The 21,035-nt window shown below is 35.9% G+C and carries 15 protein-coding genes and 1 riboswitch; of the genes, 14 read left to right on the top strand and 1 reads right to left on the bottom strand.

Going from position 1 to position 21,035, the window contains the following annotated elements; genetic code table 11:
- The first annotated feature begins 52 nt into the window (after positions 1-52).
- The 7 genes from QBE53_13395 (at position 53) to QBE53_13365 (ending at position 11,931) form a co-directional block, all read left to right on the top strand.
- Positions 53-769, top strand: coding sequence for a class I SAM-dependent methyltransferase (locus tag QBE53_13395; protein ID WZL80786.1), 717 nt, complete (start codon positions 53-55; stop codon positions 767-769).
- A gap of 206 nt (positions 770-975) precedes the next feature.
- Complete coding sequence (locus tag QBE53_13390) at positions 976-2,664, top strand: diguanylate cyclase (GenBank protein ID WZL80785.1); 1,689 nt, start codon at positions 976-978, stop codon at positions 2,662-2,664.
- 30 nt (positions 2,665-2,694) lie between these two features.
- Entirely contained in the window at positions 2,695-3,627 is a 933-nt protein-coding gene (locus QBE53_13385) for a helix-turn-helix transcriptional regulator (GenBank protein WZL80784.1), read from the top strand.
- 112 nt (positions 3,628-3,739) lie between these two features.
- Positions 3,740-9,103 (top strand): SpaA isopeptide-forming pilin-related protein, encoded by a 5,364-nt coding sequence (locus QBE53_13380; GenBank protein WZL80783.1) that lies wholly within the window; start codon positions 3,740-3,742, stop codon positions 9,101-9,103.
- A gap of 51 nt (positions 9,104-9,154) precedes the next feature.
- Positions 9,155-9,904 (top strand): class D sortase, encoded by a 750-nt coding sequence (locus tag QBE53_13375; protein WZL80782.1) that lies wholly within the window; start codon positions 9,155-9,157, stop codon positions 9,902-9,904.
- A 109-nt stretch (positions 9,905-10,013) separates the two neighbouring features.
- Positions 10,014-10,096, top strand: a riboswitch (cyclic di-GMP riboswitch).
- Between the two features lie 12 nt (positions 10,097-10,108).
- Positions 10,109-10,888 (top strand): transglutaminase-like domain-containing protein, encoded by a 780-nt coding sequence (locus QBE53_13370; protein WZL80781.1) that lies wholly within the window; start codon positions 10,109-10,111, stop codon positions 10,886-10,888.
- A 110-nt stretch (positions 10,889-10,998) separates the two neighbouring features.
- Positions 10,999-11,931, top strand: coding sequence for a helix-turn-helix transcriptional regulator (locus QBE53_13365; protein ID WZL80780.1), 933 nt, complete (start codon positions 10,999-11,001; stop codon positions 11,929-11,931).
- Here QBE53_13365 and QBE53_13360 read toward each other — a convergent pair.
- Positions 11,926-12,738: a MurR/RpiR family transcriptional regulator gene (locus tag QBE53_13360; protein WZL80779.1), complete on the bottom strand. Its 813-nt coding sequence runs from the start codon at positions 12,736-12,738 to the stop codon at positions 11,926-11,928. The two genes, QBE53_13365 and QBE53_13360, sit on opposite strands and share 6 nt — an antisense overlap.
- 214 nt (positions 12,739-12,952) lie before the next feature.
- On the opposite strand from QBE53_13360, the gene QBE53_13355 reads away from it, so the two are divergent.
- From QBE53_13355 to QBE53_13325, 7 genes are all read left to right on the top strand, one after another.
- Positions 12,953-14,266 carry a 6-phospho-alpha-glucosidase gene (locus QBE53_13355; protein ID WZL80778.1) on the top strand — a complete coding sequence of 438 codons (1,314 nt, stop codon included), beginning with the start codon at positions 12,953-12,955 and terminating at the stop codon, positions 14,264-14,266.
- Between the two features lie 11 nt (positions 14,267-14,277).
- Complete coding sequence (locus QBE53_13350) at positions 14,278-15,816, top strand: DUF3604 domain-containing protein (protein WZL80777.1); 1,539 nt, start codon at positions 14,278-14,280, stop codon at positions 15,814-15,816.
- 16 nt (positions 15,817-15,832) lie between these two features.
- On the top strand, positions 15,833-17,197 hold the full coding sequence (locus QBE53_13345) for a PTS transporter subunit EIIC (GenBank protein ID WZL80776.1): 1,365 nt from the start codon (positions 15,833-15,835) through the stop codon (positions 17,195-17,197).
- A 2-nt stretch (positions 17,198-17,199) separates the two neighbouring features.
- On the top strand, positions 17,200-18,570 hold the full coding sequence (locus QBE53_13340; protein WZL80775.1) for a sulfatase: 1,371 nt from the start codon (positions 17,200-17,202) through the stop codon (positions 18,568-18,570).
- A gap of 5 nt (positions 18,571-18,575) precedes the next feature.
- Positions 18,576-19,052 carry a glucose PTS transporter subunit IIA gene (locus QBE53_13335; protein WZL80774.1) on the top strand — a complete coding sequence of 159 codons (477 nt, stop codon included), beginning with the start codon at positions 18,576-18,578 and terminating at the stop codon, positions 19,050-19,052.
- A gap of 78 nt (positions 19,053-19,130) precedes the next feature.
- Positions 19,131-19,643, top strand: coding sequence for a ferritin-like domain-containing protein (locus tag QBE53_13330; GenBank protein WZL80773.1), 513 nt, complete (start codon positions 19,131-19,133; stop codon positions 19,641-19,643).
- 161 nt (positions 19,644-19,804) lie between these two features.
- Positions 19,805-20,998 (top strand): S-layer homology domain-containing protein, encoded by a 1,194-nt coding sequence (locus QBE53_13325; GenBank protein WZL80772.1) that lies wholly within the window; start codon positions 19,805-19,807, stop codon positions 20,996-20,998.
- Positions 20,999-21,035: the final 37 nt, after the last annotated feature.

Here is a 21,035-nt window from a genome sequence, read left to right as displayed (position 1 = left end):
AATATATGTTATAATGTATATAGCGAATGTATTGTAAGAAAAGAGGTAAACTATGTCAAAATTCTATGATGAGATTGCAAAATATTATGATAATATTTTTCCGTTACAACAGGCAAAGTTAAAATTGTTGGAAGAACAAGTGCCATATACGCCTTCAACTATATTAGATGTGGCCTGTGCGACAGGAAGTTATGCTATGGAACTTGAAAGAAGAGGGCATAACGTATCGGCTATTGACCTTGATCAGACAATGATTGAGATGCTTAAGCAAAGAGAGAGCAATATAGATGCGCATGTTATGAATATGCTTGATATTAAAACCCTGCATACGAACTTTGATTTCATCTATTGTTTAGGCAATTCCATTGTACATTTAGATAACCATCAAGAGGTTGAAACCTTTTTTAGGCAGTGTTATGAAATATTAAAACCCAAGGGACGCTTATTGTTTCAGATTATCAATTATGACCGTGTTTTAGATCAAAAGATTGAAGGATTACCAACACTATATGACGAAGCATTGGGGTTGTCCTTTGAGAGAAAATATAGTTATCTGCACACAGAGCATAAAATTGCCTTTCAATCTGTATTAAAGGTAGAAGGACAGACATTTGATAATTGTGTAAACCTTTTACCTATTCGATATGAAGAACTATTGAGTGCGCTAAAACAGGTTGGTTTTCATACGATAGATGCGTATGGAGATTTTTTGAAAACCCCATTGGACGTTGAACAATCGATTCCTTGTATAATACTTGCCAAAAAGTAGATATACCATTATTTAGAGCATAGGCATATTTGTAGCAAAGATGCATTGGAGAACTTATATTACTTGACAATAAAAATCAAAAGCTTTATGATTTAAATAATCAATCTTGAATAGTAACAGTTGTTCCATAGAAATCTATGATGAGAGTACGATATAATATAGAGAGAGGTTATGGATTGTTATCGTTACAGGAAAGAAGAGGAATTATGAAAGTCATATATTTAACGCATAATATTGAAAACGATTTTGTTGGAGAGACGATCGCAGAAAAACTAGATGTAGAGCTAATTAAATTACCGATTATATTGTGGGAACAACAAAAAGAGTTATTGTGCGAAGCAGCGCTTATTTTGATTGAACATTCTCATATAACAACAGTATCAGAAAAAATTGTATGGGAAGTAAGTTCACAATTAACTGACTTAACCTCTTGTATTATTTTGACAAAAGATATGGATTTTAAGGTTAAAATCAACTATTACAACTTGGGCGTATCAGCAATTATAGAAACCACAGATAATGTAGAAGAAGAATTATATCAGTATTTTCTATTTTCTTTGAATGAATATGAGATTATAAAGTACTTACAAAGTATGAAGATAGCGGTTATAGATGATAGTCGTTTTTCACTGGAGGTTATACGAAGCTATTTTGAAAGGTGCCAAGTGAATAATGCGGACTATTATCAAGAAGCCAATGATTTGCTTAAGCAGATTTCAGACTATGATTTGTTTTTGCTTGACTTAGTTATGCCAAAATTTACAGGACAAGAATTAATACGCCATATTCGACGACAAAATAAAAATGCGATTATTATTATTATCACAACTTATGGTGAAGGGATTTCCATTCCTTATGGCATGAATATTGGGGCAGATGATTTCTTGATTAAACCCTTTAATTTTAAGTTGTTTTTATTGAGACTAACCGCCTGTGTACGTAATCGAATGTTGAGTATAGAAAAGCGTGAAAGCACCAAAAAGCTTTATGAACTTGCAACTAGAGACAGTTTGACCAACTTATACAATCGTCGTTTTTTTGTTGAGTTCTTGGAAGAGCGCATTCGCGAAGGGCGTCGAGATAACAAAACATTTTCAATGATTTTATTGGATTTGGATCATTTTAAAGAGATTAATGATGAGTTTGGTCACTTAGAAGGAGATAAAGTGTTGTGTCAAGTAGCAACAACACTCCAGGGCCAATTAAGAGACACCGATATAATTTGTCGATGGGGTGGAGAAGAATTTGCTGTGTTTTTACCAGGAGCAGAGTTATATGAAGCTGGGATTGTTGCGGAAAAATTACGTAGTAGTATTGCAGCTATACAAGTGAATGCTTTCAAGCAAATTACTGCAAGCTTTGGAGCAACTCAGTGGTTGGCAGATGATGATGCAGAAAGCATATTTAAGCGTGTAGATAATTCGCTGTATTTAGCGAAACTTACAGGACGCAATAAAGTCATTAGCAATGAGAATGTATTCATGTATAAAGGTGGATTGCCGATTAGTATCGAGTGGGGGCCATTTTTTAGAAGTGGACATCAAGAAGTCGATTATGAGCATAATTCATTAATTGCGTTATCTAATGAACTCATTGTCAACTGTTTTATGGAAGACAATTTTGAAAAAACATCACAGCTTCTTGAAAGAATTTGTGTACATATGGTAGAACATTTTTCAAATGAAGAAAAAGTGCTGTATGAATACAGGTATATTGAACTTGAAGAGCACAAGGAGATTCATAAAGAATTGCTGAAAAGCATGCAATATTTAATGGAAGCGATGTACAAAGGAGAGTTAGAGCAAATAGATCTAGCCAAATATATCATTCAAGAAATCATCATCGGACATATTATTAAACATGATTTTCGGTTTTTTGAATTGTTTTCAAAATAGATTTATAAAAAGGCCAACGAGGAGGCAACGATGGGATACATTGGAGAGGTTGTACAGCAATATAGAGAAAAAAATGGGCTAAGTCGTTCAGAGTTAGCCCACAATATTTGTACAGATAAATATATTTATTTAATTGAAAAGGGAGAACGTTCTCCATCAACAGAAATTCTTCGTTTGCTTGGTAATCGATTAGGCGTTGATCTTTTTGTTTATTATGAATATTTGGATTGTTTAGATCCGATTCGGGTGCGTGAATACATGATGCAGATGAATGCCATCCGTAAGAACAATAATCAAGTCGAACTTATGGAAGTGACACTGGAAGCTAAGAAGATTCCCGATTTTAATACATTGCCTTGGAAATATGAGGTTGTCCTTAATGAACTAAGTTATCTCGTACTATATGAAGAGCAACCTCAAGAGGGGATAGCAAAAATCAAAGCAATCCTTGATTCCGTCGATCGAAAATATATGGATGATTTGTGCATTATTAATTTTAAGCTGCTTCTTTCAATTTGCTATCAAATGGTAGGAGAATATGCCCAATCAAGATATATGTCCCAGCGTGCCTGCGCATTGATTGAGCCCAAATCATGTATAAGTCGTTATGCACAAGTGACGGTTGCAGCGATGATTAATCAACTGACATTAAATTTATCGTTGAATAAACCGGATACAGTCATTGATATTGGCCACCGACTGGAAAAATATCAATATTACATGAATCATCTTGAGAATATACATCAAACCTTTTTTTATCTAGCCTGTGGCTATTACCAGAAAAAGAACATACAGGAAAGTCAACAATGGATAATAAAAACCATTAATTTTCTTTTGATTTTTCCTTTTCCTAATGACGTGTATTTTTTCCGAATGAATCCTTTGTTTAACAGCCTGATAAATTTACCTCAAGTAACAGATGAATTACGAGATGATTTTTTGAAAATGTATCCATTGTCATAGAATGTTAAGTGTAATAAATATTAAGTAACAATTGTTCCATGTTAATATCTGTATTAATATGATACCATCTTTTTATCAATATCCTATTGTATGGGAAAGAAGAGGTGGAACTATGCAGACAATAAAAAGACAAACTAGAAGTAGGTGTGCATATTTAATTATCATGATGATGATAGTTCAATTATGGGCACCTATTTTTTCGACTGGAGTTTATGCTCAAGGGACAGGACAGAATTTAGGAAACATATTCACATTTGAATCATTAAAGCTAGGTGGCAAAGACGGTCAGGATATTCAAAACAATGATGTAATTGAAGTGGTTGATGGAACACAAGTATATCTTGAATATTCTTGGGATACAATGCACAAAGATGCAAAAACAGGCGATTGGTCACAAATTACAGTTCCAGATGCATTTATGTTTGATCGTGATTGGGAGAATCTAGATATCATACTTAATGATGGAACAAAAGTCGGAACCTATAGCTTGATTGGTGGTGTATTAACCTTTGTGTTTAATGAAGCCATTGAAGATCAAACAGTACAAAATGGAGTCGTAGGATTTGGACTTGAGTTTGATATGACAAAGTTCAGTGATAACGTTATTCAAAGAATACCTTTCCAAGACGCAACAAACAAAAACCTACAAGTTATAGTTAAACCGGTTCAGCAAGTGACGGCAATTGAAAAATTTGGTGAACCTGATGCGAACAAAGATGCCAAAGAAATAACTTGGAGTATTGAAGTACTTAATAATGAAGAAACTCAGATTAGCAATGCTACGCTTACAGACTTATTTCCGGCAGGGGTTCACCTAAGTGACGATGGAATCAAAGTGTATAATTTGAATGTCGGATACAATGGTCAGACCAATGTCGGAACATTAGCGACGAGTGGGGCGGCTATAACGGTGGATGCATCTTCTTTTGAGATAGAGTTTGATACGCTTTTACCTTACAGTGGTTATCGTGTTGAATACGTAACCATCATTGACGACTACTCAAAAACAGCGTTTGAAAATGCTGCAACGTTGGCATATGGAACGAAAAATCTGCCGGCAAAAGCAACGGTAGATCAATTACTTCGAAGTGATTTTATTGAAAAAAGCGGCAGATATATTGGCGAAGATAAAATTGAGTGGATGATTGACGTTAATAAAGCGGGTGGAACAATCGATGAAGCAATTATCGAAGAAAATCTTCCGGCTGGATTAAGTGTGGATGCATCATCAATTGAGATATATACTTTGTCTAAAGATGGAGAGAATTGGATAGCGACATTGTCAGCAGACAAGACAGCGACCGCTTTTCCTATTAATCTAGGAGCGATTGCATCAAATGAAGCTTACCGAATCCAATTTGACACATCAATTGACTATGCACTGATTAACAGTGGAAACTATCTGCAAAACAACTTGTTTACAAATACAGCAGTCCTTAAAAATGGGACGATAGAACTAGGAACGGCACAAGCAGATGTCTGGGTCGAACGAGATGCTATTTTGCGTAAAGAAGGGCGTTCACAAGTGACGTATACAGATAAGCAGTTAAAGTGGACAGTGCATATTAATGAAGCAAATCAAAGCATCAACAATGCGGTTATTACAGATATTATTCCAGAGGGATTGTCGATAGATAGCGCAAATATTCAGGTGTATGATGAAAATGGTGATGCTATAGCAATGCTTCCGGGAGATGTTTTGGTTGTTGATACCCCGGGAACAGGTACTACAGTAACGATAAACTTAGGCAATATTCAAACCTATCGAAAGATTGAATATACGACAACAATCACAGATTTTTCAGTGAATCAATTTGTCAATGACGCCACATTAGAAGGTGACACTGGTGTTGGAACAGGTGTTGATACTACGTATCCAATTACAGTTCCGCAAAATACATACAGTAAATCTTTTGTTGGCATAGACTACAATGCAAAAACAATGGATTGGAAAATTCAAGTCAATCCTCAGCGGGAACCGATAAAAGAGCTTACAATTACAGATACTTTTCCAAACAAAGGGCTAAAACTTCTTGAGAGTACGCTCAATGTTAAGCGTGGAAGTACACCTTTAGTAGAAGGCGTGGACTATATATTAACGGAAAATACCTTAGATGGAGTGACAGGGTATCAAAAAGGGTTTGTTCTCGAACTTATAATTGATGTTAATGAACCCTCAGAGTACCTCAATGAAAGTTTAACTATAACTTACACGACAACTTATGATCCGGAACAAGGAATAGAAGACAATACAAGTGCAGATCAAACATATATTAACCGAGCAGCATTTAGTGGAAAAACGCAGAGTGACTATGTGATTGATACGACAAAATCAGTTTCACGAAAAGTAATTGACTCTTCATGGAATAGCGGAAAAAAAGAGGGACGCTTAGTAAGTTTAGATGCGAATCAAAATATCGTATCTGATTGGCACAGTGGTAACGAGCGATTACTTCAATGGCAAGTTTATATCAACTATTTGAACCAATATCTAGGTAATGATATTTCAGTTGTGGATACGTTGGGTTATGACGGAGTTATCGATGAGGCGAGTATTCGAGTATATACTTATGATGTAGCTAGTAATGGAACAACAACCATTTTGGGTGAAATTCCAGCAAGTGAATACACGATTATTATGGATCCGACAGATAAGACGACGTTTACACTTGAGTTTAATAATGCGGTGACACAACGATATGTCATTGAATACTTGACAAGTGTGCCTGAGATATCAGAAGGCGTCTATGTGAATACAGCGGTTGTAAATGAAGGGGTTCAGGAAAAAGGGACCTATCAAACATCAGTAAGCTATGATTCGTATGATGCATTTATTGATAAAGAAGCACTGACAAATGAGACAAAAGTGTATACAGATGATGAACTGGATTGGAAGATTTTGGTCAATGAAAGTTTGTCTATCATTGATAATGCTGGATTTGAAGATACACTAAGTTCAGGATTGGCATATAAGCCGGATTCATTAGAAATTTATAGAGTGGATAACGGTCAAAAACACGTGGTTGATACGACAGAATATACTTTTTCCAGTGCATATAATCAAGTCGACAAAACGACGACGTTAAAGGTCAACTTTTTAAATGCCATAGAGCATATATATGAGGTTACCTATACAACGGTGGTTGTCGCTGCCGATGGTATGGTCAATAATACCGTTGCATTTTCAGGAGATAAAATTGTAGAACAAACCGTAGAAACACAAGAACTATCCGCGCGACAATTTTCATTTGTAGGTGGAGAAGTTGTACCAAATAGAGGTGAGATTCATCTTGTAAAAAAAGATGAACATGGACAGACAATTACTCAATCACCAGCAGAGTTTAAGCTGTGGTACATTTTTAATGATATTGAATACTTATATGGAAATACAACATTCCAAACAACCGATGGAGAAGTACATATCATCAACTTGCCACTAGACAGAACCTATTATATTGAAGAGGTCAATGCACCAGAAGGATACTTGCTATCTTCAACGCGTATTCCTGTTTTAGTAGAAAAAGAAGCGACAGAACAGGTCTACCTAAAGGAAATTGAAAACCAAAGTGTAATAGGAAATATACAGTTAACCAAAGTAGATGATAGCAATAAGCCTTTAAGTGGAGCGAAGTTTGGTCTATATAATCAAGCAGAAGTATTAGTACAAGAAGCTATTGCAAATGATATGGGTCAAGTTCTGTTCACAGACGTTGCCTATGGACAATATACTGTGAAAGAATTAGAAGCACCTGAGGGTTATATAGCATCCTCGGTTGTACTTAATGTGACTGTAGAAGAAACAGATCATGGTCAAACGATTGAATTAGCAGATGTAGTTAACCGCATCAAAAAAGGAACAATTTCTTTGAAAAAGGTTGATGAGCAAGGACAAGCTCTAGCAGATGCTGAATTTACGCTTTTTGATATGAACGATGTCCCCGTGCTAACAGAGACAACAGATGCAAGTGGGATCGTAACTTTTAGTGATATTGCATATGGAAATTATTACGTTCAAGAAACCTTGGCACCTGTTGGCTATGAACCTTCAAGTGAAAAAATTGCAGTTGCAATTACACAAGATGGTCAAAACATTGATCGAACAGATTTACCAGTAGTTAATCATAAGATTATTGGAGATATTGAAATTATCAAAGTTGACCAAGATACACAAAATAAACTTGCGGGAGCGAAGTTTGTATTAGAACAAAATGGTGTACAAAAATATGTTTCAGAACCGACAGACCAACAAGGACGAATTGTGTTTAAAGACATTGCCCATGGGACGTATCAGCTAAAAGAAGTTGAAGCGCCAATTGGCTACAACCTTAATACAGATGTCCTAGAAGTCACAATCCAAGACTACAATGCACCTATTCAGCGATTCATTGTTGAAAATGAACCGATAAAAGGTAGCGTAGAATTTAAAAAAGTGGATAATAATCAACAGCCTTTAGCAGGTGCAGAGTTTACACTTTTTGATGTGAATGATCAAGAATTTAATAATCCATTATATGTTGCCCAAAGTAATGCTCAGGGAGAAGTGGTTTTTGAATTTGTTCGACATGGCAATTATGTTGTCAAAGAAACAAAAGCACCTATTGGCTATATCGGTTCAAGCCAGACATGGGAAGTCTCAATAGCTACGCAGGGTCAAAAAATTATAAAAGTTGACCCGGTGGTGAATGAAAGAATTCATGGAAATGTCGAAATACAAAAAGTAGATCGTAATACGCTCAAAGCACTTTCAGGTGCAATTATTGGGATTTATACTCAAGACGGAACCCTTATTGCACAAGGTGAGACATCGGAAGATGGAAAAGTAGCATTTAATGACCTTGAGTATGGAGTGTATTATTATCAAGAAATTGAAGCGCCAAGTGGATACGTACTAGATAAGACGGAATATCCTTTTGAAGTTACACAAAATAATCAAACGTATACAATGACGCTAGAAAATCAACGACGCTCAAATCCTGGTAGACCGACAAAACCAACGGAGCCAACAGATCCAACAGATCCGACGGAGCCAATAGATCCAACGGAGCCAACAGATCCAACGGAGCCAACAGATCCAACAGATCCGACGGAGCCAATAGATCCAACGGACCCAACAGATCCAACGGAGCCAACAGATCCGACAGATCCAACGGACCCAACAGACCCGACGGACCCAACGGACCCAACAGATCCGACAAAACCAATACCTGAAGTGAAAACACCGCCAACAAACGGAACGGTTGAATTTGATCCGGAAGGTAATTGGAAGTATACACCGGATCCAGGATATGAAGGAAAAGACAGTTTCATCATTATTCATGAAGATGGAACAGAAGAGCTTATTGAAATCAATGTAGAAATTCCTTTAGGGGCTGGAGAAGAATTGCCGGCGACGGGAGAAGAAAGTCGACGTGTATATAACCTCATGGGACTTATAATGATCTTGTCTGGATTATTCCTTCGCAAACGTATACAATAAGATAACCAAAGAGCAGAGATTATCTCTGCTCTTTTCATAAGGAGAAATATAATGAAATTAAAAATATTCTCAACATTTTTGATTCTTGGTGGGTTGGCTGTTCTGATGTATCCCAGATATGAAGATTGGCAGCAGATGCGTCAACAAAAAGAGCTTTTGTTGTTATGGCAAGAGCAATTGAGTGTTATAGACCAGAGTCCAACGGAAGATGGGCTAGAACAAGAAGAACTAGAGGAATTAGGGAGTACACAAGAGACGCTTGACCAACAAAGTGAGCAAGCGCTTCGAGAAGAGATTAACGCCCTGAATCAAGAAGAAAAAAGAGAAGCTCAAAGGCAATTAGAAAAGCAACAAGAAGAAGAAGCTCAAAGGCAACAAAAGCGTCAAGAATATATTAAAAATAATATGATGGGAGCGCTTGAAATCGATTCCATTGACTTATATTTACCAATTTTAAGAGGCGCAACAGAAAAAAACCTAAATATCTCCTTGGCAAGCTTAGAGAGTGATATAGAAAATCAGGATGTACAAGAACACTACATTATAGCTGGACATCGAAGCCATACGTTTGGAAAAAATTTTAATCGTTTAGACGAGCTGAAAAAAGATGATCTTATTTCTTTGCAAGTAAAAGATGGGAGCTATACCTATCAAGTGGAGGAAAAGCTATATGTTGAACCTCAAGATATGTATGTACTTGACACTTTTTATGAAAGTGATGGAGAGATAACCTTAATCACATGTGAACCGATGATTAATCCAACACATCGATTGATCATTAAAGGGAAACGGATCGAATAGTCCATGAGCCAATAGGTTCACAAAAAGTTCATCGCACATAGCTTTACAGTTACTTGAAAACAAGCTATAATAGAGATATCATATTAATAATAGATTTATTGGTGCTTTCCACCGATAAAGGCAAACTTAACGAAAGTTAAGGACGCAAAACTACAGGGCCTTCCTTTTTATAGATGGCAGCCAGTTACCGAAAGGAGAGATTTTATGTTTAAAGAAAAGAAATACTTCATTATATATATTACATTAATGTTTGTACTATTTATGTTACCAGTTGATGCTTCAACAGAATACTTTGATTTTACAAAACTTAGCCAAGGTGTAGTAAGTGTTAATGCGACCGTTGACGGTACAATGGCAGTACGTATAACAAAAGAGAATAAAAATACCGACTACATAGTAAAAGGCTTAACACAATTACCGCTTCAACATGGTAATGGAGAGTATACGTTATATGCACTAAAAAAGATTAATGGGAATCAATACAAAGTGGTTCAAACAAAAAAAGTTACATTACGACTTGAAGATCCGACAGTCTTATATTTACAATCAGTCCAAAAAGTCGAGTGGTCTAAGGACGATGTAGCTATTAAAAAAGCCGAAGAACTTACAAAAGAGGCGACAACTGATCAAGAAAAAATACGCATAATTTATGATTATATTTATGATAATGTTGCTTATGACTATAATAAAGAAAATCAACTTACACCAAGCTACTTGCCAAACATTGATACGACAATAGCTACAGGACAAGGGATTTGTTATGACTATGCTTCTTTATATGCATCAATGCTAAGAAGTCAAGGAATTCCAACAAAACTTATCATGGGACGTAAAGATGATATTGATCAATACCATGCATGGAATCAAGTGTACATCAAAGAAACTCAGCAGTGGATAACTGTTGATATCACCTATGACGTCACAACAGGTAAAAAAGAATTGGAAAAAAATGCTTTGTCATATATAGTCGAGAATACATATTAGATAATAATATAGTAACAATTGTTCCGTAGGATAAAAAAAGTGAATGTGATATTATTTCTTTAATTAACTCATGAATAATGACAGTAGTGTTAGTGTGGGGAATGATTCATATGATTGGAAAAATTATCCAACAAAGAAGACAAGAAATGGGGATGACAAGGCAAAATCTAGCACAAGATATTTGCTCGGAGAAGTATGTCTATATGATCGAAAATGATCAAAGAACCCCATCAGTAGATATTGTTAATAAGTTTAACCAGAAGCTAATGATTAATTTATTTGAATATTATGAATTATTAGGCTTTGATGATCCAACGAGTGTTAAGTTTTTTTCGGAACAATTTGTATTTCAACGTCGACGAGGAGATATACAGTCGCTATTTAAAATGACATCAGAAGCAAAAGAGTGCAACGACTATACGAAGGAGCCTCTATGTCATGAGATAATAGCAATTGATTTAGAAACACAATATTATGAAAATAATGGCTACGATCAAATAATCCATAATATTCAAGAATCTTATTTTGGAGAGCAAAAGTTGAATATTATGGATATTACTTTGTCTAGATTATATAAACTAACCTCTATGTGTTATCTTAAGCTTGGAAAAATAAAACAGGCACAAGAATACTATAATGAAGGGTATGCCTTGATAAAAGATTTAAGGACGTTTAAGAAATATCAAGAACCCTTTCACAGCTATATGATCTATCAATTAGAACTTTTGTATTTTGAAAAAAAGCACAGAGAGATTATAGAACAAACGGAAAAGATAGTGGGATATCAAGAGACAATTAACTCGTACGATAGGATATACTATCCGTATTACTATGCTGCCTTCGCATATTTTGAGATGCAAAACTATGAAAAATCGAGAATGCTCTTTGTTAAGGCAAGCTATGCAATCATTTTACACAATAGTCTTTTTGATTATCAGCAAATTAAGGAATGCGAGCATTTTAATAAAATAATAGATGCATTAGAGATTCCATTGACGTTAAAAGCTGAGTTACGCGCTTTTGACAGCCGAATAAAGTTATAAATAGCTGTTATGAGCTAATTTTTTTTCGATGTAGGTTTGATTTTTTTTAATGTACCGATAATAGATGAGATCAATTATGTAAAGCATTGTTAAACGAGAGGTTGTTGTAACTAAGCGGTTAATATGATCTGTAGAATTAATATAGACAATAAAATCAATCGAATGTTCAAATTCCGTGTTTTTTTCTGAAGTTATTAAGAGGGTTTTGGCACCTTGTTCCTTTGCGACAATTAAGCTGTCAATAACACTTTTTGATTTGGCAGAATAAGTAATTCCGATAGCTAAATCATTTTCAGTTAAGTTTTTAGAAGCAAAAAACTGTAAATTCTTATCATTATAAGATTTGCAAAACTTTCCAATGCGATCAAGTTTTAACTCAAAATCTTGAGCAACGAGAAATGTACCACCGAGGGCGTATATATTAATCACCTTTGATTGATGTAATACTTCAACAATCGTTTCAAGTAAATCAGGAGATAGAAGGCGTCTTGTAGCAATAAAAGAAGCCTCTATATTGTCAAAGTGTTCTGTTGACATTTCAAATAGTTCAGAGTGTTTAGTGATTAAACACTCTTTTTTTTGTTCCCGTTCCTGAGCTAGCAGATATTTTAACTCGGAAAATCCAGAGGTACCAAGTGCTTTACAAAATCGTAAAATAGTAGCGTTAGATACGTGACAGTTTAACTGAAGTGTTTTGAGTTTTAACTTTTTGGGATTATCGGATTCAAGTATATGTTTTGCAAGCGTTGTATAGGATAGGTTGTCAGCCTTGGTCATTTGGGTAAGTTTCATATATATCGTGTCCATAATAACGCCTCCGCTAAATCTAAATTGTGTTCTGTGAATAGATGCTATGACAAGTATTATAGCAAATAAGAATCAACAATTCAATCGAGAATTAATTTCCGTCTTTTGTTACTTTTTTCCTTAGTCTTCGCAAAGTGTTGTTAAATATGTATATGTTGTATATACTTTCAGATAGAAAAAAGAGTGAATCCAAACAAAGATTAAGGAGGCATATATGGATAATATAATTACAATCTGTGGAGGAGGAAGCACGTATACACTACCTATGATAAAAACATTATGTGATTATCATAATGAATTTCCAATTGCAGAAGTAAGACTTTTTGATATTGAAACCAAAAAGATGGAATATATATATGAGGCGGCAAAAGTCATGTTTTATGAGTTGATGCCAGACGTAAAGCTAAAAATGACAACAGATAAAGAAGAAGCATTTGCGTCAGTAGACTTCGTATTTATGCAAATTCGTTCAGGTGGCTTTGAGATGAGAGAACACGATGAAAAGGTACCACTAAGTTATGGATGTGTTGGACAAGAAACCTGTGGAGCAGGTGGTTTTGCCTATGGGTTGCGATCAATAAGGGACATCATTGATTTGGTACAAGCTATTCGAAAGTTATCGCCTAATGCCTGGATCTTAAATTACTCAAATCCGGCAGCTATTGTTGCAGAAGCTACACAACGCTTTTTCCCGAACGATCAGCGATTGATTAATATATGTGATATGCCTATTGCAATTATGGATGGATTTGCAGAACGGTTGGGACTAAAAAGAAATCAATTAAAAGCACGATATTTTGGTTTGAATCATTTTGGATGGTTCACTAATATTTATGATATGAATGGTAATGATCGACTAGATGAAATTAGAGCCGGACTTAGAGAGGCGAGGGTTATGCCAGAAGAATTATCACAAGATAGTGGATGGCAAGAGACGTTTGAAATGCTGCATCAGATGGTATCGGATTTTGATGCGTTTATACCCAACACATATTTACAATATTATTTATATCCAAAAAGTGTTGTGAAAAAAGAGAATCCAAAATATACTCGAGCAAATTATGTTATGGATCATCGACTAAAAGGTGTGGAAAGATTATGTCAACAAATTATTAAGAATAAGACGGTGCAAGGAAGTAGTTTAGAAAAAGGCGTACATGGAACCTATATTGTAGAACTAGCCAAAGCGTTGACAGGAAGTGAAGAAAAAGAATTTTTACTCATCGTTAAAAATCAAGGCATCATCTCAAATTTTTCAAAGGAAGCAATGATTGAAGTTCCATGTATTGTAAGTTCTAGAGGAATAGAGCCGTTATTTGTAGGGGAGATTCCAACATTTCAAAAAGCACTCATGGAAGTTCAGTACGGATACGAAAAATTAACAGTGGATGCATTTATCAATGAAGATGATCAAGCTGCTTTTCAAGCGTTAACATTAAATCGTACAATCGGGGATGCGACGACTGCACGTCAAATTCTAGATGCGTTAAAGATAAAGAACCAGGGCTATTGGCCGAACTTAAAGTAAAGGAGCGGATTATGAAGACATATTGGTCAGATTTTCACACAAATATTCACAGTAAAGATTTAAAGGATTTAATGCAATGGGAAATGTTTGCAAGAGAAATGCTTGATTTTTGGGCGCCGGTATACTATCCATATTTTATTAATGAAAAAAATGGATTTAAATTTGAAGATACGCTCTCGCAGACACAGATGAATCAAGATATGGAAACAATCAATCAATACATTCAACATAAAGAAAGTGACTTTATTGTTTATCCGGCTTATGAATGGCAAGGGAATGGTTCGGATGGTGATCATAATATCTTTTTTGAAGAAAAAAGTGGCGATATCTTTATGCCTTTGTCATATCTCCAGTTAAAGGAAGCGTTCAAAAATCAACGGGTCATTGGTATTCCGCATCATACGGGATATAAAAGTGGGCATCGAGGGAAAAATTGGGAAACCCATGATGCGGTTTTTTCTCCAATTATGGAAATCTATTCATCCCACGGAAGTTCAGAGGCAAGCAATGCATCAATCCCCTTAAATGTTCATATACATATGGGGCCACGAGGAGAGGAGGGAACGTTTCGCCATGCTTTGAAAAATGGAATAAAAACAGGCGTTATAGCGAGTGGAGATAATCATACAAACCCAGCGATTAGTGGCAACGGATTTTTTGCAGTCTATGCACAAGAGTATACTCGAGAGTGTATATTTGAGAACATAAAAAAAAGACATACCTATGGGGTTAGCCGCAGTAAAATAGATGTCGACTTTAGAATTAATGGACACCTAATGGGAGAAGAAATCCAAAGCGAAGCGACCAACCTATTAGAAGTTAATGTTGTGGGAACGAGTGAAATAGATCGTATAGAAATATATCGTAATGGATATAAAGAAAAAACATTTACATGGGAAGAAGTGCAGCCCAAGTCTCTTGAAGGACAAATACAGTTCAAGTTTGAACTTGAATGTGGTTGGGGACCGGATACAAGAGTGTTTTCGGAGATTTTTGAAAGAGAATGGACATATTCAATAAAGACAAAAGGTGAAATTATAGATGTTGAAAAGTGTTTTACATCTCCGGGTTCAACAGTTAATCAACAATCTAAAAGTGAAATCACTGGTGGATTTCATACCGTCAAACGAAGCGATGGCAATAATAAGTTAGGGCAAAAAAATTACCTGACACCATATATTCAAAACCAATCGTTGATTATAGAAGTAAAGGACCATATAGAAAATAATGTGGAGATAACCATTAATGATAAGCACTATAGTGTACCGATAAAAACCTTGTTGCAACAAGCTGTATTGGAAGCAGAACTAGATACGGCGCAAGTGCTCTTATCACAGCGTTTTGGATTTGATGATTATTATAGAGAAGATGCTTGGTGGCATAATGCATACAAAATATTAATGCATAAAGCATATAGCGAAAAGAGTTATAAGAGAAATATTCAATATCCGATCAATAAAATTTATCGTAGTGAAGATAATTTTTATGTGAAAATAATTCAAACAAATGGTGATACAGCTTGGACATCACCTATTTGGATTAAAAAATAAAAGGAGGATTTATGGTATGGCCAATTATGCAGATGTAGCGGGAAAAATTATTGAAGCTGTAGGGGGCAAAGACAATATTCGTTCCATACAACATTGTATGACGCGCTTACGTTTAGACTTAAAAGAACGTGAACGTGTTGATGAAGAAATGCTTAAGCAGATTGAATTTGTCAAAGGAATTAATGATAGCAATGGGCAATTGCAAATCATACTTGGAACGGGAATTGTCAATAAAGTGTATAAAGCTATAGGACAGTTTTTTGATGTTGAAGGGCAAGAGCAAATTGAAAAAAAAGGTGGTAATCTTTTTCAAAGATTAAGTCGAATTTTTGGAGATATCTTTATACCGATTATTCCAGTTATCATTGCAAGTGGTTTGTTGATGGGTGTTCGAACATACTTTACCAGTGCGGGAATACTGGCGACGGATGGCGCATGGTATAAAATTTTTGCGATACTAATTGACACTGGATTTGCAGTCCTTCCAGCGCTTGTCGCATGGTCATCTGCTAAAAAATTCGGTGGAAACCCAGCGATGGGATTTGTCCTTGGGATGATGTTGATTTCTAGTAACCTACCTAGTGGTGGTGCCGTAGGACGGGGGTTGGCGGAACCACTCAATGTTCAACTTTTTGGGATTGATTTTTTTCTAAAAGGTTATCAAGGATCCATACTTATTGCTGTAGTGGGAGGATGGATACTAGCTTTTGTGGAAGATAAAGTGCGTAAAATTGTTCCCAATGTAGTCGATATGATTTTTACACCAATACTTACATTTACCATAACACTGTTTGTCATCTTGTTTGGAATTGGTCCAATGGTACAATATGCTGAAGAACTTATAATCATGTTTTACGAATTTGTATTAACTATCCCTTATGGAATCGGAGGATTCATAACAGGCGCATTACAACAACCGTTAGTTATTACAGGGATGCATCATGGGTTATGGATACTTGACATTAACTTCTTAGAAGAGACAGGAATGAATATGTATCAACCTATTCGTAATGCATCAGTTCTAGGACAAGCGGGTGCGGCATTGGCTTTTGCGGTTTTTGCACGTGAAAAAATGATTAAATCTAATGCATTGACAGCTTCAGTGGGCGCGATGTTTGGGATAACAGAACCAGCAATTTTTGGGGTGACCCTTGTCTATGGAATTCCGTTTTTATTTGGAATGCTAGGAAGTGGACTTGGCGGTATGTTTGGTGCAATCACACACTTGGCAGCACCTGGTATGGGAACCGCTGGAATACCCGGATTGTTATATTACATTGGCAATAGTAGTGATTTGACCATTTATATTATACAAAGCTTAATCACCTTAAGTGTACCTTTTGTACTGACAACCATCTACCTTAGAAGGAAGAAAGTATAATCATGAATATTGTAATGATTCATACCCATGATACAGGACAATATAATAGTGCTTATGGAATTGATGCTCCGACAGAAGCATTAAAACAATTTTCGCAAGAGGCATTTGTTGGTCAGAATGTCTTTTGCGTGTCACCAACATGCTCCCCAAGCAGGGGAGCCATGATGACAGGACAATATCCGCATAATAATGGTTTGGTTGGTTTAGCGCATCGAGGCTTTTCTCTAGACAGACCAACCGAGCATTTGGCTTGGTTTTTGCAAAGAAATGGATATATGACAGTGTTGGCAGGGATTCAACATGAAGAACAATTTTGGTTTCCTAAAGAAGTAGCGTATAAGAGTGCTCAACACCTAGGATATGAATTAAATATCACTTCATATGATGGCGAAATAAATGATGGGAATGCTTATATGGATTGGGATGAGCAAAATGCAAAAAACATAGAAGCGTTTATTCGTAACTATTCTCATGAGCAACCATTTTTTTTGTCCTATGGACTGTTCTCAACACATAGACAGTATCCTGATATTAACCAATGTAAAAGCGCAGCAAATCAAAACGTTCATATACCTCATACTCTACATTCAAACGAAACCAACAGAAGAGACACACAAAAGTTGCATGAATCCTTATATCGTTTTGATGAAAACTTTTCACGTGTAATTCGAGCCTTAAAGGAAAAAGGAATATATGAAGAAACGATTATTCTATATACAACTGACCATGGACTTGCTAATCCATTTGCTAAAGGGAATCTCAATGATGCTGGAACCAAGGTGTCATTTGTGCTAAGAAGCCCGCAGCATAAAAAAACGCATGGCATAATCAGCGATGCACTGATTTCCCAAATCGATTGGTTTCCAACCCTATGTGATATACTTCAGTTGGAGCCACCAGATTATTTAGAAGGAAAAAGTTTTTATGAATTATTATCCAGTCCTAAAAAGACGCACCGTAAAGAAGTGTTTTGCGAACAAAACTTTCATACTTCTTATGAACCGGTACGAAGTATTCGAACCCAAAGGTATCGCTTAATAAAATTTTTGGATACAAACTGGAAAAAATATAATCTCTCCAATTGCGACGAATCAGATGCAAAGTCGTTATTAATTGAATCTGGATGGCAAGACCATAATAAGGAGCAAATGCAGTTATATGATTTATATTTTGATCCGTATGAAAAAAATAATCTATACGGAAAAAAAAGGTATGAAAAAATTGCAAAAGAATTGGAACAACAACTTCATGAATGGCAGATTATATCAAAAGATAAGATGTGGGATAAGCAAGAGTATGTCGGAAAGTATAAGGTTAATAAAAAACAGTGTATTTATCCATCAATTAGAAGTATAGAAGATATAGAAAGGTGAAAAAGATGTTAAAAGGTTTTTTCTCTCAAAAAAAAGAAATTGAACTTGTGGCACCGATTCAAGGAGAACTGATTCCTATTGATAAGGTGAAGGATACAATGTTTTCACAAAAGGTTTTAGGAGAAGGGGTTGCGATGGTACCAAATGAAAAAATTGTCACTGTCGTATCACCTATCACAGGGAAAATCAATAATGTTTTTCCAACTAAACATGCAATCGGATTAATCGGACCGAGAAACATTGAGATACTATATCATTTTGGATTAGATACTGTGTCGCTTAAAGGGAAAGGGATTCAGTGCCATATTAGTGAAGGGCAAAAAATCAAAAAAGGTGAAAAAATGTTAACCATTGACTTATCAGAATATGAAGCAGCAGGTATTGATGTTGTTAACATGCTTGTGTTTACAAATGAAGTGGATGTATCTGAGATTTTAGAGAAGCTGGAATATAGAAAATATCAACGAGGAGAAGCATTATAGCAGTTGACAAAATCTCTTAAAAAGAGTTAACATAATAGTAGAAACTATTCATGTTTATTGCTTTTAGGAGGGTGTAAAGTGGGAAAAAAAGCTGTTGAAATTTCAAGACTTGATGTAGACAAATTAATACAGATGTTGAACGAAGCACTTGCAGAAGAATGGTTAGCTTATTATCAATATTGGATTGGAGCACGCATGATAGAAGGTCCGATGCGTAGTGAAGTAGAGCCTGAGCTTTTGCTACATGCCAATGAAGAACTTGGACATGCAGAGCTTATTGTAGAACGTATTATCCAGCTAGGGGGGACACCGATTTTAAACCCTAATAAGTGGGTTGAATTTGCAAAGTGTGATTATGAAGAACCGATAGACCCATATATTGAAGTTGTCCTTGAGCAGAATCTAAAAGGTGAACGGTGTGCGATTCAGCGATATGAAGATATTGCTGAGTATACGGATGGTAAGGATTACTCTACATATCAAATGGCAACACAGATTCTTAATGATGAACTAGAGCATGAACATGACATTGAAGACTTTCTTGCAGATTTACATCGATTAAAAGAGGACATTAGAAAGTTGAGATTATAGAACAAGGTTGTGACCAATGTCACACTATATAGACCCCAAAAGTCAAGCCATCTGGCTTGGCTTTTTTAAGACTAATGTCTTATTGCGTGCACATGATATTTTCTGTAATCTATATGGAGAGGTTCAGAGTAAAATTAAAATGGAATATTGAGGAGAGAATTATGAATACGTTAAAAGGAATGGCTTATGTCTTGACATGTTTAATCATGTTGTCTTTTTTTACCCCCATTTATGGAGCAAGAAGTACGGATGTGAACACCAGTGACTGGTTTTATGATGCAGTTGAACGCTTGAGTGAAGATGACCGAGGGATTATTGTCGGTTATCCAGACGGAACCTTTCGTCCCGAGATGAGATTGGCACGTGACCAGTTTATTACCATGGTGGTGCGTGCACTAGGAGAAGAACCAGGTAATAGCGAAGGTTACTGGGCACAGAACTATATCGATAAGGCGATAGAGCTTGGAATACTCAAAGCAGAAGACTTTGATTCCTATTTGGGACCTGTGAACTTTAAACAAGTGATTACACGAGAAGAGATGTGTATGATTATTATAAGAGCTGTAGAACGTTTAGAAGGGGAACAGGTCTTCACCGACTTGACACAGGTGCTCCAAGTGGTCACAGACTCCGAAGATTTTTCTTTTAAATACAACAAAGATATTATGAAAACGTATAAGCTAGGAATCATCACAGGTTATCCTGACCATACCTTTAAACCCCAAGGGGTGTTAACAAGGGCAGAAGCCAGTGCAGTTGTGGTACGCTTAATTGACCCAGACACACGTCCTACATTTGATTATGAAGAACAGTACAACGAACAACACTCAGGCATGGAATCTCATCTATTAGGAGGCGCCAACTGGGTAGATTCTGTGGCAGCGAGTAATTATGATAATGCCAAGGCGGATTGGGATCTGATTACAAGTGATATGGATTATTTACCAAGCAAAACTTCTTTTGAATTAAATAGAGTAAAAACACAACAATCTAGTGATTATGCATCGGGGATTTTAATGTATGATGAAAATGAACCCTATGCAGGGCACATAGAAGACTTTGAACGCCTACTTCAACGACGAATGCCACAAGATCAAGTAGATATTGTCATGGAGTATTTGGCGCAAAAAACAGATAAATACACATATCTAAAACATGATGAAGCCTTCTTTTACCTAGATAATGATAGGTATTTAGTACGAGTGGATGAAGTATTAGCTTTTAGAGGAACAGAATATGAACAAGCAATGGAAGTAAACTTTAACATCTGGTATCGGGATCAAAACTTTATTGATACCTATGAGAAGAATATTACCCAGATTATGCCTTATACTGATGTCATCATTTATCGATAGTGTAAATCTTTAAGACTATCGTCCTATTGCATGCACA

It is taken from the genome of Vallitaleaceae bacterium 9-2 (genome assembly GCA_038396585.1).
Taxonomy (GTDB): Bacteria; Bacillota; Clostridia; order Lachnospirales; family Vallitaleaceae; genus UBA1351.
The sequence above is the reverse complement of the archived record's forward strand: the minus strand, read 5'-3'. Positions and strand labels throughout refer to the sequence as shown.